This window comes from Bradyrhizobium sp. 33ap4 (genome assembly GCF_032654765.1).
Lineage (GTDB): Bacteria > Pseudomonadota > Alphaproteobacteria > Rhizobiales > Xanthobacteraceae > Bradyrhizobium > Bradyrhizobium australafricanum.
This window is the reverse complement of the sequence record NZ_JAUMTJ010000010.1, coordinates 72969-89921: the sequence shown is the minus strand read 5'-3', so window position 1 is coordinate 89921 and position 16953 is coordinate 72969. Positions and strand designations below refer to the sequence as shown.

Below are 16953 nucleotides of genomic sequence, written 5' to 3'. Positions count from 1 at the left end.
CGTGCAAAATCGGTCCCATTTTGCTAGATTTGCGCACGATCCGTGCACGAAATGGACATTTGACGCATGCCTGAAGTGGACGCCTTCGACCTGAAAATGCTCGCCGCCCTGCAGGACGACGGCCGGCTGACCAACCAGCAGCTGGCCGACCTCGTCGGGCTGTCGGCATCGCAATGTTCGCGGCGGCGGATGCGGCTGGAGGAGGAGAAGGTCATCGCCGGCTACCACGCCGACCTCGCCGGCGAGGCGCTCGGCTTCGGCCTGATCGCCTTCATCCACATCACGCTGGCGACCCACTCGCCCGACAACGCCAAGCGGTTTCGCGAGCTGGTCAACCGGGTCGATGATATCCAGGAGGCCTATGCGCTGACCGGGGATGCCGACTACGTGCTCAAGGTGATGTTGCGCGACCTCAAGAGCCTGTCCGACATCGTCAACAACGTGCTGATGCCGCACCAGAGCGTGGCCCATGTGCGCTCCTCGATCGTGCTCGACCGGCTAAAGGAGAGCACCAGGCTGCCGCTGAAGTCGCTACAGGCGTGATGGCTCGAATCGAGGGAAATCCGCCATTCGCTTTTGCGGCTTGGCTTGCGATCATTCCGACAACGGCAAGAGAGACGAACCATGGCGCTGCAGCTGCGACCGAACTGCGAATATTGCGACAAGGACCTGCCACCCAGCGCCATCGACGCGCGGATTTGCTCCTATGAATGCACGTTCTGTGCGGATTGCGCCGAGACCAGGCTCGGCAATGTCTGCCCGAACTGCGGCGGCGGCTTTGCGCCGCGGCCGATCCGCCCGGCCAAGCCGTGGCGGCCGGGTGTCTGCACGGTCAACCAGCCGCCGTCGGACAAGCGGGTGCATTTGAAGTACAGCCTCGAGGACGTCGCCGCGAATACGGCGCGCTTGAGGGATGTCAGGCCCGAGGAACGGTAGCTGGCCCACCCGTCATTCCGGGATGGTCCGAAGGACCATACCCGGAATCTCGAGATTCCGGGCTCGATGCTACGCATCGCCCCGGAATGACAGCGCGACCTACTCCGTCGCGACGATCGTGCCTTCGACCTCGCCGAAGCCGACGCGATAGCCGTCGCCCTGGCACCAGCCGCGCATCACGAGCGAATCGCCGTCCTCCAGGAACGACCGCGTCACGCCGCTGGCAAGTTCGACCGGCTCGGTGCCGTTCCAGCTGATTTCCAGGAGACTGCCGCGCTGGTGCTTCTCGGGGCCGGAGATCGTGCCGCTGCCGAGGAGATCGCCGACATTCATCGCGCAGCCGCTCGAGGCATGGTGCACGAGCTGCTGCACCGACGACCAGTACATGTATTTGAAGTTGGTGCTGCAGATTGTCTTCGCCTCGTTCATTGCACCGGCGCGCAGCGCGACGTCGAGCTGCATGTCGTAATTGTTCGGCTGGGTCTGCTTGAGATACGCCAGCGGCTCCGGCTGCTGCGCCGGGCCCTGCATGCGGAACGGCTCGAGCGCCTCGCGCGTCACCACCCACGGGCTGATCGAGGTCGCGAACGCCTTGGCCTGGAACGGGCCGAGCGGCACATACTCCCACTGCTGGATGTCGCGCGCGCTCCAGTCGTTGAGGATGACGAAGCCGAAGATCATCTCCTCGGCCTGCTTCTCCGTCAGCATCTCGCCCATCGGCGAGGCCCGGCCGACCACCACGCCCATCTCGAGCTCGAAGTCGAGCCGCTTGCAGGCGCCGAAGCTCGGCACCTCAGCGGTCGGCGGCTTCAGCTGGCCGCGGGGGCGGCGCACTTTGCTGCCCGACACGACCACCGTCGAGGCGCGGCCGTTGTAGCCGATCGGCATATGCAGCCAGTTCGGCTGCAGCGCATTGTCCTTGCCGCGGAACATGACGCCGACATTGGTGGCGTGCTCCTTCGACGAATAGAAATCGGTATAGCCCGAAACCGCAAACGGCATGTGCAGCCTGACGTCGGCCATCGGCACCAGCGCCCGCGCCCGCAATTCCCTGTTGTCGCGCAGCTCCGGATGATCCGAGCGGAGCAGCTCGCTGATCCGCGCCCGCGTCGCCGACCACACTTTCGGCCCGAGCGCCATGAAGGCGTTGAGCGACGGCTGCGAGAACACGCCGAGCAGCCCGACATCGAGCCGCGAGTCCTGCTCGAGCTCCCACAGGTCGAGCACATAATCGCCGATCGCAACACCGACGCGCGGCGCAAGGCCATCCTTCGACGAGAACACACCATAGGGCAGGTTCTGGATCGGGAAGTCGGAGGTCGGGGCGACGTCGATGAAGGAGCGGAGCTTTGGGTCGTTGGGGTGGGTCACTGATTCCTCCAATCAGAAAGTCGTCATGCTCAGAAAGTCGTCATGCCCGGGCTTGACCCGGGCATCCATCTTCGGAAAGCGCGATGGATCGCCGGGTCAAGCCCGGCGATGACGAGGGACACAAACTCACGGCTTGTTCGGGTCGAACTTCTTCTCCAAGCCCTTCCAGCAATCCGAGTAATCGTCCTGCAGCGTCGACGATTTCGCCGCATGTTCGGTCACGCGCTGCGGGAACCGGGTCTCGAACATGAAGGCCATCGTGCCGGTCAGCTTGACCGGCTTCAGCTCGCTGTTGCTGGCGTGCTCGAAGGCTTCGCGGTCGGGACCGTGCGGCAACATGCAATTGTGCAAACTGATGCCGCCCGGCACAAAGCCCTGCGGCTTGGCGTCGTAGACGCCGTAGATCAGCCCCATGAACTCCGACATGATGTTCATGTGGTACCACGGCGGACGGAAGGTGTTGTCGGCCACCATCCAGCGCTCCGGGAAGATCACGAAGTCGATATTCGCGGTGCCCGCGGTCTCCGACGGCGAGGTCAGCACCGTGAAGATCGAGGGATCGGGATGATCGAAGGCGATCGCGCCGACCGGCGAGAAGGTACGCAGATCGTATTTGTAGGGCGCGTAATTGCCGTGCCAGGCGACCACGTCGATCGGCGAATGCGGCAGCGTGGTCTTGAACAGCGAGCCGCCCCATTTGACGTAGAGCTCGGTCGGGGTGTCCTTGTCCTCGTAGCTCGCGACCGGCGTCAGGAAGTCGCGTGAATTGGCGAGGCAGTTGGCGCCGATCGGGCCGCGCTCCGGCAGCGTGAACGCGCCGCCGTAATTCTCGCAGAGATAGCCGCGCGCCGGGCCGCCGGGAATTTCGACGCGGAATTTGACGCCGCGCGGGATCACCACGATCTCGCCCGGCTCGGCGTCGATCCGGCCGAACTCGGTGACGAAACGCAGATTGCCCTGCTGCAGCACGAACATCATCTCGCCATCGGCATTGTAGAAATGCTGATCGACCATCGATTTGGTGATGAGATAGATGTGTGCGGCCATGCCGGCCTGGGTGTTGGCATCACCCGCCGTGGTCATGGTCTGCACGCCCTGCAGGAAGGTCATGTCCTCCTTCGGGATCGGCGCGGGGTCCCAGCGCAACTGTGCGATCGGCATGTCGTATTCGTGGCACGGCGCGGTGCGCCACAGCCCGCTATCTGCCTTGGCGAAGCGGCCGGAGTGCCGCACCGACGGGCGGATGCGATAGAGCCACGAGCGCTCGTTGGTGCCGCGTGGCGCCGTGAACGGCGAGCCGGACAATTGCTCGGCATAAAGCCCATAGGCGCAGCGCTGCGGCGAATTGCGCCCCATCGGCAGCGCGCCGGGCAAGGCCTCGGTCTCAAAGCTGTTGCCGAAGCCGGACATGTAGCCCGGGGTGACTTGCCCTGAGCTGCGGACGATCTGATCAGGCGAGGTATTGATGTTCATCGCTATCCTCCTTGCAGGGCGGCCCACATTTCCTGGTCGCGCTTGTCGGTCCAGATCACGGGATCGTCGATCCCCGACGCCTCGTCATAGGCGCGCGAAACGTTGAACGGCAGGCAGTGCTCGTAGATCGCAAAGCTCGAGAACTTCGGATCCATCACCTCGCGCGTTGCCGCCATCGATTCCTTCAGGCTGCGGCCCTTGGCGACGGATGATTCGGCCGCGCCGTAGAGCGTGGTGACGAAATCGCGGGTCATCGCGATCGCATCGCGCCCGGTGGCGAGGCCCTTCAGCGCATCGCCACGGCCCGGCGCGATCGCCTTCGGATTGAAGGCGCGGATCTCGTTCAAGGTCGTCGGCCATTCGCGCAAATGCGCATCGCCGCAATAGCACGCCGAGTGATATTCGATCAGATCGCCGGAGAACATCACCTCGGCATCCGGCACCCAGGCGACGATGTCGCCCGAGGTATGGCCGGCGCCGAGCTGCATCAGCCGCACCTCGCGCTTGCCGAGATAGATCGACATCTCGCCTTCGAAGGTCAGCGTCGGCCAGGTCAGGCCGGGAATGCTTGCCGCATCCTGGAACAGGCGCGGGAAGCGGCCATATTCGGAATCCCAATCCTGCTGGCCGCGCTCCTCGATCAGGCGATAGGTCTCCTGCGAGGCGACGATGCCTTGCGCGTGATAGGCGGAGGCGCCGAGCACGCGCACCGCATGATAGTGCGACAGCACGACATATTTGATCGGCTTGTCGGTGACGGTCTTGACCCGCTCGATCACCTTGTTGGCCATCGCCGGCGTCGCCTGCGCGTCGAACACCAGGCAGCCGTCGTCGCCGACGATCACGGCGGTGTTGGGATCGCCCTCGGCAGTGAAGGCATAGAGATCGGTGCCGATCTCGGAGAAGGTGACCTTCTTCTCCGAGAGATCCGTGGTCGATGCGAAACCTTTGGCCATCAGTTCAATCCTGTCCGTTCAAGAGCATTCGCCCCCTCTCCCCGTTCTTACGGGGAGAGGGTTGGGGTGAGGGGCTGTCTCCGCATACACGGCGACAGATGTGTCTGCGGAAGCTCCCCCTCACCCGGAACGCATCTGACGATGCGTTCCGACCTCTCCCCGCAAGCGGGGCGAGGTGAGGCGGAGGCTGCTGCGCGACTTGATAAAGATCCATCCTGATTCAGCTCGTAACTATTGCTGTTGCTGTTGTTGCTGCTGGCTGGCGTCCAGCATCCGCCGCTTCGCCAGCGCGATCGCCTCGCGCAGCACGTCGAGATCACCGATATGGTTGGCGAGCACCAGAACCAGCGCAGCATCGAGATCGGCGCTCTGCGCCTCGGTGAGGCCGCGATGGGCCTCGACGATGGCGCGGAAGGCGTCGTCGGGCTTTGCGAAATTCGAACCGGTCGACAGCGCCATGACTGCTCCTCAGTTCAGGCCGGCTGCGCGCGCCAGCGCCGCATCAAGTACCGGCCGCGCCGCGTTGCGGAAGCGTGCCGCGACATAGCCGTCCGGCCGCAGCAGATAGGCGGTGCCGGGCTCGGCATCGTAGCGCTTGCCGGCAAGGCCCTGCGCGTCGACCAGCCCATCCTCGCCGCCGACTCGGATGCTGCCGACGCCATCGGGCACATCGGCAGCCGCGCCATTGCCAAACTCCAGCAGCGTGAAGCGCGTTCCCTGTCTGATGAAAACATCGGTCAGATAGGTGGAACCTCCGCCCTGCTCCGTCACCGGAGCATCCGGCATCGAGGCGCCGGGCCGCGGGCCGCCGCGCCAATCATCGCGATCGCCGCTCGACAGCGGCGTATCGTAGACCGACGGCACCGACAGCCGCCCGCCATTGACCATGCGCTTGCCGAACTCGGTATCCTTGGCGAGCGACAGCACCGCCTGGCGCAGCCGCGCCTCCTGCCGTGTCACCGGCGCCATGAAGTCGGTCGAGCGGGTCGACTCGCGGATGTTCTCGTCCGCAGCCGCGCTGCGCTCGATGTGATAGCTCTCCAGCAAGCCCTCCGGCGACAGCCGGCGCAGCACGCGGTCGAGCTTCCACGCCAAATTCTCGGCGTCCTCGAGCCCGGAATTGGCGCCGCGCGCGCCGAACGGCGAGACCTGATGGGCGGAATCCCCGGCAAAGATCACCCGGCCGTGGATGAACTTGGCCATCCGGCGACACTGGAACTTGTAGAGCGAGATCCATTCGAACTCGAACTTGTCATGGCCGAGCATGCGCTCGATCCGCGGCCGGACATTCTCGGGCTGCTTCTCGGCCACCGGATCGGCATCCGGGTTGAGCTGCAGATCGATCCGCCAGATGTCGTCCGGCTGCTTGTGCAGCAGCGCCGAGCGTCCGGCATGGAACGGCGGATCGAACCAGAACCAGCGCTCGGTCGGGAACGCCGCCGTCATCTTGACGTCGGCGATCAGGAACTGGTCCTCGAACACCTGGCCCGCGAACTCCGCGCCGACCATCTGCCGCAGCGAGGAACGAGCACCATCGCAGGCGACCACGAAGGTCGCGTGCACCTGGTAGGAGCCGTCAGGGGTTGCGATGGTCAGCGCAACGCCATCGTTGCGGCTCTCCAGCGCGATCACCTTGTTGCGCCAGCGTAGGTCGATTTCAGGCAGTTGCCCGACCCGGTCGACCAGATAGGCCTCGGCGTAGAACTGCTGCAGGTTGATGAAGGCGGGCCGCTTGTGGCCTTCCTCGGGAAGCAAATTGAACTGGTAGAGCTGCGAGGCGCCGTGGAAGATCTTGCCGACGCTCCACACCACGCCTTTCTCGACCATGCGGTCGCCGACGCCGAGGCGATCCCAGAACTCAAGCGAGCGCTTCGAGAAGCAGATCGCGCGCGAGCCTTCGCCGATCCGGTCGGCATCGTCGAGCAGCACCACGCGCTGGCCGCGCTGCGCGAGATCGATCGCGAGCGACAATCCCACCGGCCCGGCGCCGACCACGACGACGGGATGCTCCGCGACATTGGCGCCCGAGCGCTCCTGGTCGGGATGACGGCGATAGCCGAACTGGGTTTTGGCCTGTGCCGTGTTGGCGTATGCCATTGCGTGACCCTGGATGTTTCCCTTGCGCCGCGGCCTCTGGCTGCGGTTCTGTGTGACCGGCGTGCGACCGGGACCTTGCGAGCCGGCCGCGACCTTGCTAAATTAGTCTCACTTGCAACTATCTTAAACCCCCAGTCGGGGCTGCCGTCAACTCAAATTGGAGGGATTTTTGGCACGGACCTCTGCAAGCCAGCCTCCAGCCCGGCCGCGCAGTGCCGTGGAAGCGGAGCTGCGCGACACTATCGCGCCGACCAAGAAGCGCCTCGATCTCTTCCATTTCATGCCGTTCCGCCTGAACCGGCTGGCGGCCGAGGTGTCCTCGGCGCTGTCGAGCGAATATCAGGCGCGCTACGGCCTCGACATTCCGGAGTGGCGCGTGCTCGCAACGCTCGGCTTCCGCAGCGATCCCTGCAGCGCGCAGTACATCGCGCACTGCACGCGCACCCATAAATCCACCATCAGCCGCGCGGTGTCGGCGCTGATGGAGCGCGAGATCGTCGAGCGCGTCGAGAACGCCGACGACCGCCGGGAATTCCGCCTGCGACTGACCAAAACGGGCCAGGCGCTCTACGAGGAACTGATCCCGCGCCTGCTGCGCAAGGAACAGGAGATCTTGTCCTGCCTCTCCGCACAGGAACGCCGCGACCTCGGCCGCTTGCTCGGCAAGGTCGAGAACAGCCTCGAACTGGTGCAGACCAGCGAAGAGGCCGACGCCAAGGACGTGTATTAGGCTCACTCAACCCGTCATCCTGAGGAGCGCGCAGCGCGTCTCGAAGGATGCACGGCCCGGCTGGTGGCCGTCGACCCTTCGAGACGCGCGCAAGAGCGCGCTCCTCCAGCGACAAAGGCGAAGCCTTTGCGCGGGGGTGACGGTGATGGAATCTTGTGCGGCTCCTTCCACCGTCATTGCGAGCGAAGCGAAGCAATCCATGCATCCGAGCATGCGGGACGATGGATTGCTTCGTCGCTACGCTCCTCGCAATGACGGTGCCGTTACGCCCTGTCGATATGTGTCGCGATCACCGGAAAATAATTGTCCTTCGATCCCTTGTCGATCGCTTCCTGAAGCACCGTGCCGATCAGCTCCGCGCCGCGGATCTTGATGCCCGCATCGGCGGCGAGCTCCAGCGCGTAGGACAGATCCTTCAGCGCATATTCGGTCGAGAATGCGCGCTCGGGAAACACGCCGGGCACGATCGCCTTCATGCCATGGTTGCGCAGCGCAAAGCTGTCGGCCGAGCCCTTCGACAAGGTTTCCAGCAGCAGCTTCGGATCGACGCCGTTATGCTTCGCCACCGCGACAGCCTCGGCCAGCGCGTTCACGGTCTCGAACAGCACCATGTTGTTGAGGATCTTGGTCACCTGCCCGGCGCCGACGTCACCGCAATTGGTGACATCGGTGGCGAAGCAGCGGATCAAGGGCTCGATCGCGGCATAAAGCGCGGGCACCGCGCCGACCATCACGCTGAGCGTGCCGTCCTGCGCCGCCTGCCGCGTGCGCGCGATCGGTGCGTCGACCCACGCCGCGCCCTTGGCCTGCAACTGCGCGGCGAAATCGCGGGTCTGGCTGACTGAAGACGTGCCGAGATCGACCACGATCTGGCCGCTTCTCGTGTTCTTCAAGATGCCGTCGCCTTCGAACACCGCGCGCACGTGCCTGGCGCTCGGCAAGCAGAGGAACAGCACATCGCTCTGCTTGATGACGTCGGCGACCGACGCGGCAACCTCGGCACCGTCGGCGCGCAACCGCTGCAGCGGTTCGGCCGAGAGGTCGAACACGACAACGCGCTTGCCGCTCTTCTTGACCAGGTTGCGGCAAATCGGCTCACCCATCACGCCGAGGCCGATGAACCCGAGAGTCTTGGTGTCAGTCGTCTTGGTGTCAGTCATATCGCTTCTTTTGACGTTTCTTGACGTGTTGCAGACGAGCCTCGCCCAATCGGCGAGGCTATTTCGCGAACGATCGCGACGGCGCCAGATGCAGCGCGAACGCATCGACCTTGTCGCTGGCGCGCGGATAGATCTCGCTGACGATCGGATCGTGACCGGGAATGAAGCGGTCCGGATGACCGGCGAGCCGCTCGACGGTCTCCCAGCCCTGCGCCATGTCGCCGACATTGTAGACGATCGGGAACGGGCTGCGCTTGTGCAGGTTCGCATAATAATGCGCGGCGTCCGACGCCAGCACGACCGGGCCGCGCGCGGTCTCGATGCGCACCACTTGCAGGCCGTCGGAATGGCCGCCGACGCGATGCACGGTGACGCCGGGTGCGATCTCGCCGTCGCCGGAGTGGAAGGTGACGCGCTCGCCATAGACGTGGCGCACCATCTGCGTGACGTGCTCGATGGAGAACGGATGGCGCAGCATGCCGTTGCACATGCAGCGGCCGGTCGCGTAGCTCATCTCGCGTTCCTGCAGATGGAATTTGGCGTTCGGGAAGCGATCGAGATTGCCGGCGTGGTCGTAATGCAGGTGAGTGACGACGACATCCTTGATGCTATCGGCACTGACGCCGAAGCCGGCCAGCGCGTCGACCGGGTTGAGCGTCAGCTTGCGGGCGCGCGCCTTAGCCTCCTCGGCGTTGAAGCCGGTGTCGACCAGGATGTCGCGGCCATGGCCACGGATCAGCCAGACGAAATAATCCAGGTCCTGCGCGGTGGTATCGTGCGGATCGGGCACCAGGAAGTTGAGGTGGGGCGTGCGCGGCGACATCGTCGCATAGCGCAGGGCGTAGATCTCGTAGGCGTTTCCCATCGGTTTCGCTCTTGTTTGCAAGGCCTGTTTTGAACGGCTTGTCTTTGAATAGCCTGCCGTCCCGAACACAAAGCCATCGCCTCGCGCAAAGGTCAAACCGCGCGGCGTGCGACGAGCGCATGACAGGGTGGCGACAGCCTTCGTGAGTGCAGGCACGTTATCGGCCCGCAGGAACCAGCACCGTGCCGGATGAGGATGGCCGCCATGACCGCATGCTGCTGCACTGCGGTCTGGCTGGCATCACCGCGATAAACGATGCTGCCGCAAGCCGTTGACGGGGTTTGGCCGTGGTTTGATAATGGATTTTCGCTAGAGTAAGGTTCCCGAGGCGCAGGCTGGAAGCGGCGCCGTTTCACTGGAATGCCGCGATCTGGATTTGCTGCGATTATGAAAATCCGCCTTGCCTTGCTCGCCACGCTGATTTTTTCAATCGCGGCGCCCACTTTGTCCTTTGCCGCCGGCGACCGTTTCGCGCTGGTCATCGGCAACGCCAAATATCCCGACGCCGACGCACCGCTGAAGGAGCCGGTCAACGACGCCCGTGACGTCGCCGACGAGCTCAAGCGCGACGGCTTCACCGTCGAGGTCGGCGAGAACCTGACCGGCGACGGCATGCGTCGCGCCTTCGACCGGCTCTACGGCAAGATCAAGCCGGGCTCGGTCGCCCTGATCTTCTTCTCCGGTTACGGTATCCAGTCGAACCGGCAGAGCTACATGATCCCGATCGATGCGCAGATCTGGGCCGAGGCCGACGTTCGGCGCGACGGCTTCAGCCTCGAGACCGTGCTCGGGGAAATCAACAGCCGTGGCGCCGGTGTGAAGATCGCCTTGATCGACGCCTCGCGGCGCAACCCGTTCGAGCGGCGCTTCCGCAGCTTTTCGGCAGGGCTCGCCCCGGTGATCGCCCCGAACGGTACATTGGTGATGTATTCGGCCGCGCTGTCGTCTGTCGTCTCCGACAATGGCAGCGACCACAGCCTGTTCGTGCGGGAACTCCTGAAGGAGATCCGCACCCCCGACCTGATGGCCGAGGAAACGCTGAACCGCACCCGCGTCGGCGTCACCCGCGCCTCGCGGCAGGAACAGGTGCCGTGGATCTCGTCGTCACTGGCCGAGGATTTCTCGTTCATTTCGGCCGGCACGGCCGGGCCGTCGAACGCCGCGCCGGCAACCGCCGCGTCGCCGTCACCGGAAGTGGCAGCGGCACCGCCAGTCGCGCCTCCGCCGGCTCCGCCCGCAGCAACGCCGACACCGCCCGCGGCGACCCCGACGCCACCAGCGGCAACAGCGCCGACACCATCACCGGCGCCGCCGACGCCTCCGATTGCGGCAGCGCCGACTGCACCGCCACCCCAGCCCAAGGCGCCCGAGATCGCCCTGCCGCCGCCCGCGGCTCCGCCGCCGGTGGTGATCCAGCCCACGCCGGCGCCGAGCAATTCGCCTGTGCTCGCCGATGATCCGACGATCAAGGGCCTGAGCGAAAAGCTGGACAAGAATCCCGACGACGCAGCGGCGCTGTATCGCCGCGGCCAGGTCTATGCCAGCAAGGGGGCCTACGACCTCGCGGTGAAGGACTTCACCAATTCGCTGCGACTGAACCCGAAGGATGTCGAGGCCTATAACAACCGCTGCTGGGTCCGCACCGTGATCGGCGACCTGCAGGCGGCGCTGAAGGACTGCAACGAGGCGCTGCGGCTGCGCCCGAACTTCGTCGATGCGCTCGACAGCCGCGGGCTGATGAACCTGAAGGGCGGGCAGAACAAGAACGCGATCGCCGATTTCGACGCCGCGCTGAAGATCAACCCGCGGCTGACCTCGTCGCTATACGGGCGCGGGCTCGCCAAGCAGCGCAACGGCGCGGTCGCGGAGGGCGATCTCGACATCGCCAACGCCAAGGCGATGGACCCGAACATCGTCAAGGAATTCGCCGACTACGGCGTGCAGTGACAATGGACGAAGGTCTGCCCGCGGCGCGAACCGCTGACGGAATTGAGCGACTAATCAGAGGGTGCGAGCCGGGCAGCGATGCCGGCAATCAATCTGAATAGTCGTTGGAACCGCGCCAGCTTGCGCAGGAGGGACCGAAATGTTCAAGCCGTCGGCAAAGGCCGCGATCGTTTCAATCATGACCGTTGGCGCCGCGCTGTCGTTCGGCATGGCCGTCGCCCATGCCGGCGACGTCACCGAAGACCAGATCATCAAGGCGCTGACGCCCGACAAGAAGCCGCTGACCCGCGGCCTTTCGGCCGGCCCGCAGACCACCTCGCCGGAGCTGAATGCCGACCAGGCCAAATTCGTGCAGAGCGTCCGTGGCCGCGCCACCCGCTCGCTGTCCTCGGCGGAACGCGAGGAAATCGCGACCATCGTCCAGGACAAGCCCAAGATCGATCTCGAGATCAACTTCGACTACAACTCCGCCGATATCAGCGCCAAGTCGCTGCCGTCGGTGCAGGCGCTCGGCCGCGCCTTGACCAATCAGGACCTGAAGGGCTTAACCTTCGTGGTCGCCGGCCACACCGACGCCGCCGGCGGTGAGGACTACAATCAGGGCCTCTCGGAACGCCGTGCCGACGCCATCAAGCGCTATCTCGTCGACAAATACGGCATCAACGGCACCGATCTCGTCACCGTCGGCTATGGCAAGAGCAAGCTGAAGGACCCGAGCCACCCGATGGCGGAGGTGAACCGGCGCGTGCAGGTCGTGAACATGGAAAACAAGGCCACCGCCGCCAAGTGATGGGCGGTGGCGTGGCCCCTTTTTGAGGCTACAATGCGTCCCGCACCCCGGCGGGGCGCATTTGCTTTAGGGCCAATGCTGTTTGGGCCGAGCCCCAATGTGGCATAACAGGTGACCCGCCTCACATGACGTTAGGGCATGATCCGGAACAATGGCACCGGCCTTCCGAATGCCCAGGCAATACGATAGCGAGCGTGATGAGACTTCGACCAACACCGATGACGCGCCAAGCTCTGGATTGATCAGGCGATGAATTTTTCCCAATACCTCAAGCCTGCGCTCGGCACGGTGTTCTTCCTCGCCCTCGCGATCGCCTATTACGCGTTCGAGCACCGCTCCCATCCGGAGGAGAAGGAGACGCCGGGCCAGGCGCTGGTCGTGGTGACGAAGTCGACCAATGCCTGCTTCTCCGACATGGTCCGCGTCACCGGCTTCATCGTGCCGCGCCGCGAGGCGCAGGTGAATGTCGACCAGGACGGCTCCAAGGTCACCGACGTGCTGGTCCGCGAGGGCGACACCGTCACCGAGAACCAGGAACTGGCGCGGCTGACCCCGCCGCCGCAGCAGGCCGCACAGGCCAATGCCAAGCCGCTTGTGCTGCGGGCGCCGGCGGCCGGCCTCGTCACCGAAGTGCGCACCGCGCCCGGCGCGCCGGCCTCGCCGCAGGCGCCTCCGATGTTCAAGATCTCGATCAACAACGAGATCGAACTCGACGCCGAGGTGCCGGGCTTCCAGCTCCTGAAGCTCAATCCCGGCGCCAATGTGCGGATCAGCCGCGACGATGCGCCCGACATGGTCGGCAAGGTCCGCCAAATCTCGCCGCAGATCGACCGCACCACCCAGCTCGGGCACGTCCGCATCACCATCAACAACAATCCGACGCTGAAGGTCGGCATGTTCGCGCGTGCCAATATCGACGCCAAGCGCTCCTGCGGCGTCGCGGTGCCGCGTACCGCGATCGACCGCCTGACCCTGCAGGTCGTGAAGGGCAACACCGTCGAGACCCGCAGGGTGCGCGTCGGGCTGACCTCCGACACCTCGACCGAAATCCTTGAAGGCCTCGACGTCGGCGAAATCGTCGTGGCCGACGCTGGCACCTCGCTGCATGACGGCGACCAGATCAAGACCATGTTCGCCGACGAACTCGATCGCACACGATCACGGTAATTCGGGCACGCTAATGGCTTTGAACATCTCGGCATGGTCGATCCGGAACCCGCTTCCCTCGATCGTCTTCTCGATCATCCTGCTCGTGCTGGGCTGGGTCTCCTTCACCAAGCTTGCGGTGACGCGGCTGCCGAGCGCCGACATTCCGGTGATCTCGGTCGCGGTCTCGCAATTCGGCGCCGCGCCGTCGGAACTTGAATCGCAGGTCACCAAGACCATCGAGGACGGCGTCTCCGGCGTCGAGGGCGTGCGCCACATCTCCTCCTCGATCACCGACGGCCTGTCGGTGACCACGATCCAGTTCGCGCTGGAGACCAACACCGACCGCGCGCTCAACGACGTCAAGGATGCGGTGACGCGCGTGCGCGCCAATCTGCCGCAGAATGTCACCGAGCCGTTGATCCAGCGCGTCGACGTGATCGGCCTGCCGATCGTGACCTATGCTGCGATCTCGCCCGGCAAGACGCCGGAGCAGCTGTCCTATTTCGTCGACGACGTGGTCAAGCGCGCCCTGCAGGGCGTGCGCGGCGTCGCCCAGGTCGAGCGCATCGGCGGTGTCGAGCGCGAGATCCTGGTCTCGCTCGATCCCGACAAGCTCCAGGCGGTGGGGCTCACCGCGGTCAATGTCAGCCAGATCCTGCGCGGCACCAATGTCGACGTCGCCGGCGGCCGCGCCGAGATCGGCAAGAACGACCAGGCGATCCGCACGCTGGCCGGCGCCAAGACGCTGAACGAGCTCGCCGGCACCATGATCCCGCTGTTCGGCGGCGGCGAGATCCGGCTCGACGATCTCGGCACCGTCACCGACACCATCGCCGACCGGCGCACCTTCGCCCGCTTCAACGGCGAGCCGGTTGTCGCGCTCGGCATCAAGCGCTCCAAGGGCGCCAGCGACGTCGTCGTCGCGGCCGCGGTGCAGAAGCGGATCGACGCGCTGAAGGTGGCCTATCCCGATGTCGACCTGAAGCTGATCGACACCTCGGTCGAGTTCACCAAGGGCAATTACGAGGCCGCGATCTCGACCCTGTTCGAGGGCGCGATCCTCGCCGTGATCATCGTGCTGCTGTTCCTGCGCGACATGCGCGCCACGATCATCGCGGCGGTCTCGCTGCCGCTGTCGATCTTCCCGGCATTCTGGGCGATGGATCTGCTCGGCTTCTCGCTCAACCTCGTCTCCTTCCTCGCCATCACGCTGTCGACCGGCATCCTGGTCGACGATGCCATCGTCGAGATCGAGAACATCGTCCGCCACATGCGGATGGGCAAGACGCCCTATCGTGCCGCCCTCGAAGCGGCCGACGAGATCGGCCTTGCGGTGATCGCGATCTCGCTCACCATCATCGCGATCTTCGCGCCGGCGAGCTTCATGTCAGGCATTGCCGGGCAGTTCTTCAAGCAGTTCGGCATCACCGTGTCGGTGCAGGTGTTCTTCTCGCTGCTCGCCGCGCGCTTCGTTACGCCGATGCTGGCCGCCTATTTCCTCAAGCATCATGACCACGACGATCCGCCGCCCGGCCCGATCCTGCGCGGCTATCACAGCCTCGTCACCTGGTCGGTGAAGCATTACTTCGTCACCGTGCTGATCGGCTTTGCGATCTTCGCCGCGTCGATCTGGAGCATCACGCTGCTGCCGCAGGGCTTCCTGCCGGCGCAGGACACCGCGCGCTCGCTGCTCGCGATGGAGCTGCCGCCCGGCTCGCAGCTTGCCTACACCGAGAAGGTCACCGAGGAGATCGTGGCGCGGCTGCGCAAGCGGCCCGAGGTACGAAGCGTGTTCGTCGATGGCGGCCGGGTGCCGCCGGGCCTGCAGGAGGTGCGCCGCGCCGCGCTGATCATCAACTACACGCCGAAGGCCGACCGCAAGATCACCCAGCGTGAGCTCGAACTGTCGATCGGCAAGGAGCTCGATAACGTCCCGGATATCAGGTTCTGGTTCCTCGACGAGAACGGCCTGCGCGCGATCTCGCTGGTCGTCACCGGTACCGACAGCAACATCGTCAACAACGTGGCCAGCGAACTCGCGACGCAGATGAAGCGGATTCCGATCATCGCCAACGTGATCTCGGAGACCGCGCTCGACCGGCCCGAGCTGCGCATCCGCCCGCGCGCCGAGCTCGCGGCCCGGCTCGGCGTCTCGACCGAAAGCCTGTCGCAGACCATTCGCGTCGCCACCATCGGCGACGTCGGCCCGGCGCTGGCGAAGTTCGACGCCGGCGACCGCCAGGTGCCGATCCGCGTCCAGCTCGAGGACAATGCGCGCAGCGACCTGCAGATGCTGGAGCAGCTGCGGGTGCCGCTCGGCCAGCGGGGCGAGCGCGGCGGCGTGCCGCTCTCCGTCGTCGCCGACATCCAGCTCGACCAGGGCCCGACCAGCATCAACCGCTACGACCGCGAGCGGCAGGCCACCGTCGCCGCCGACCTTGTCGGCAATGCCGCGCTCGGCGACGCCACCAAGCTGATCTACGACCTGCCGGTCATGAAGACCCTGCCGAAGGGCGTGCGGGTCAGCCCGTCCGGCGACGCCGAGAGCCTCGCCGAGCTGTCCGACGGTTTCGCCACCGCGATCACCGCCGGCCTGATGATGGTCTATGCCGTGCTGGTGCTGCTGTTCGGCACCTTCCTGCAGCCGATCACCATCCTGTTCTCGCTGCCGCTCTCGATCGGCGGCGCGATCGGCGCACTGCTGTTGACCGGCAAGCAGCTCACCACGCCGGTGTGGATCGGCATCCTGATGCTGATGGGCATCGTCACCAAGAACGCCATCATGCTGGTGGAGTTCGCGGTGGAGGCGATCCGCGACGGCAAGGCGCGCGAGGAAGCCATGATCGACGCCGGCATGAAGCGCGCCCGCCCGATCGTGATGACCACGATCGCGATGGCCGCCGGCATGATGCCGTCAGCGCTTGCGTTCGGCGCCGGCGGCGAATTCCGCTCGCCGATGGCGCTCGCAGTGATCGGCGGCCTGATCTTCTCGACCGCGCTGTCGCTGGTGTTCGTGCCGGCGATGTTCATGGTGATGGATGATGTCGGCGGCCTGATCTGGCGCTTCGGCAAGCGGCTCGTGGTCTCGCATGCCGACCACGAGCTGACCCCGAACGAGCACCAGTCCGACGACACCAAGCGCCCGCCCGGCCCGCCGAACATGATCTCGCCCGCCGCGGAATGAGCTGAGGCCGCGCCTCGCCAGCGGTGCGACCCGTACGAGATGACGTACTCCAAAATATCGAAAACAACCCCATGCAAAGGAGCCGACGGCGGCCGGAATCCGACACGGCGAATCCGACACGGCGACTTGACACGTCGGGCAAATCAGCGATATTTTTCCATTATTCCGAAATCGTGGTGTGAGTCTACGACTCCTCCAACACGTCGTCCCTGCCTGGTGCGCAATTGCGCACGGGAGCAGGGACCCATACGCCGCGGCGGACCTTGTTGCAGCGACTCGTCGTTCCAGCATCGCC

14 protein-coding genes are annotated in these 16953 nt (G+C 65.1%); 7 read left to right on the top strand and 7 right to left on the bottom strand.

All coding sequences use genetic code 11. The features are described 5' to 3' along the window. The first annotated feature begins 66 nt into the window (after positions 1–66). The gene (locus tag Q2M23_RS10155) at positions 67–543 is read left to right on the top strand and encodes an Lrp/AsnC family transcriptional regulator (RefSeq protein ID WP_050384067.1); all 477 of its coding nucleotides are present in this window, start codon (positions 67–69) and stop codon (positions 541–543) included. 81 nt (positions 544–624) lie between these two features. After that, positions 625–936: a DUF1272 domain-containing protein gene (locus Q2M23_RS10150; RefSeq protein WP_253605318.1), complete on the top strand. Its 312-nt coding sequence runs from the start codon at positions 625–627 to the stop codon at positions 934–936. Between the two features lie 99 nt (positions 937–1035). Here Q2M23_RS10150 and fahA read toward each other — a convergent pair whose 3' ends face one another. The 5 genes from fahA to Q2M23_RS10125 all read right to left on the bottom strand — a co-directional run bounded on the left by fahA (position 1036) and on the right by Q2M23_RS10125 (position 6833). Then, positions 1036–2307 (bottom strand): fumarylacetoacetase, encoded by a 1272-nt coding sequence (gene fahA / locus Q2M23_RS10145; protein ID WP_316395459.1) that lies wholly within the window; start codon positions 2305–2307, stop codon positions 1036–1038. A 126-nt stretch (positions 2308–2433) separates the two neighbouring features. Further along, positions 2434–3780 carry a homogentisate 1,2-dioxygenase gene (hmgA, locus tag Q2M23_RS10140; RefSeq protein WP_057021113.1) on the bottom strand — a complete coding sequence of 449 codons (1347 nt, stop codon included), beginning with the start codon at positions 3778–3780 and terminating at the stop codon, positions 2434–2436. A 2-nt stretch (positions 3781–3782) separates the two neighbouring features. Further along, positions 3783–4736 carry an MBL fold metallo-hydrolase gene (locus Q2M23_RS10135; RefSeq protein WP_168859354.1) on the bottom strand — a complete coding sequence of 318 codons (954 nt, stop codon included), beginning with the start codon at positions 4734–4736 and terminating at the stop codon, positions 3783–3785. 231 nt (positions 4737–4967) lie between these two features. Further along, entirely contained in the window at positions 4968–5195 is a 228-nt protein-coding gene (locus Q2M23_RS10130; protein ID WP_225643236.1) for a DUF2783 domain-containing protein, read from the bottom strand. A 9-nt stretch (positions 5196–5204) separates the two neighbouring features. Beyond that, positions 5205–6833: an FAD-dependent oxidoreductase gene (locus tag Q2M23_RS10125; RefSeq protein ID WP_316395458.1), complete on the bottom strand. Its 1629-nt coding sequence runs from the start codon at positions 6831–6833 to the stop codon at positions 5205–5207. Positions 6834–7002: 169 nt separating this feature from the next. Here Q2M23_RS10125 and Q2M23_RS10120 point away from each other — a divergent pair, with 169 nt between their 5' ends. Continuing rightward, a complete protein-coding gene (locus tag Q2M23_RS10120; protein ID WP_375167041.1) occupies positions 7003–7563 on the top strand; it encodes a MarR family winged helix-turn-helix transcriptional regulator in 561 nt (186 codons plus the stop codon). 263 nt (positions 7564–7826) lie between these two features. Here Q2M23_RS10120 and Q2M23_RS10115 read toward each other — a convergent pair whose 3' ends face one another. Continuing rightward, on the bottom strand, positions 7827–8828 hold the full coding sequence (locus Q2M23_RS10115) for an NAD(P)-dependent oxidoreductase (protein WP_274612942.1): 1002 nt from the start codon (positions 8826–8828) through the stop codon (positions 7827–7829). After that, complete coding sequence (locus tag Q2M23_RS10110; RefSeq protein ID WP_016843242.1) at positions 8782–9588, bottom strand: N-acyl homoserine lactonase family protein; 807 nt, start codon at positions 9586–9588, stop codon at positions 8782–8784. The genes Q2M23_RS10115 and Q2M23_RS10110 overlap by 47 nt, the downstream gene beginning before the upstream one ends. 387 nt (positions 9589–9975) lie before the next feature. Between Q2M23_RS10110 and Q2M23_RS10105 the strand changes: the two genes are divergently transcribed. The 4 genes from Q2M23_RS10105 to Q2M23_RS10090 all read left to right on the top strand — a co-directional run bounded on the left by Q2M23_RS10105 (position 9976) and on the right by Q2M23_RS10090 (position 16658). Continuing rightward, positions 9976–11535: a caspase family protein gene (locus Q2M23_RS10105; RefSeq protein ID WP_316395457.1), complete on the top strand. Its 1560-nt coding sequence runs from the start codon at positions 9976–9978 to the stop codon at positions 11533–11535. Between the two features lie 139 nt (positions 11536–11674). Next, positions 11675–12325 (top strand): OmpA family protein, encoded by a 651-nt coding sequence (locus Q2M23_RS10100; protein ID WP_316395456.1) that lies wholly within the window; start codon positions 11675–11677, stop codon positions 12323–12325. 249 nt (positions 12326–12574) lie between these two features. Then, positions 12575–13492, top strand: a complete 918-nt coding sequence (locus Q2M23_RS10095; protein ID WP_028335192.1) for an efflux RND transporter periplasmic adaptor subunit — start codon at positions 12575–12577, stop codon at positions 13490–13492. A gap of 13 nt (positions 13493–13505) precedes the next feature. Next, positions 13506–16658 (top strand): efflux RND transporter permease subunit, encoded by a 3153-nt coding sequence (locus tag Q2M23_RS10090; RefSeq protein WP_057021104.1) that lies wholly within the window; start codon positions 13506–13508, stop codon positions 16656–16658. The last annotated feature ends 295 nt before the right edge of the window (positions 16659–16953 follow it).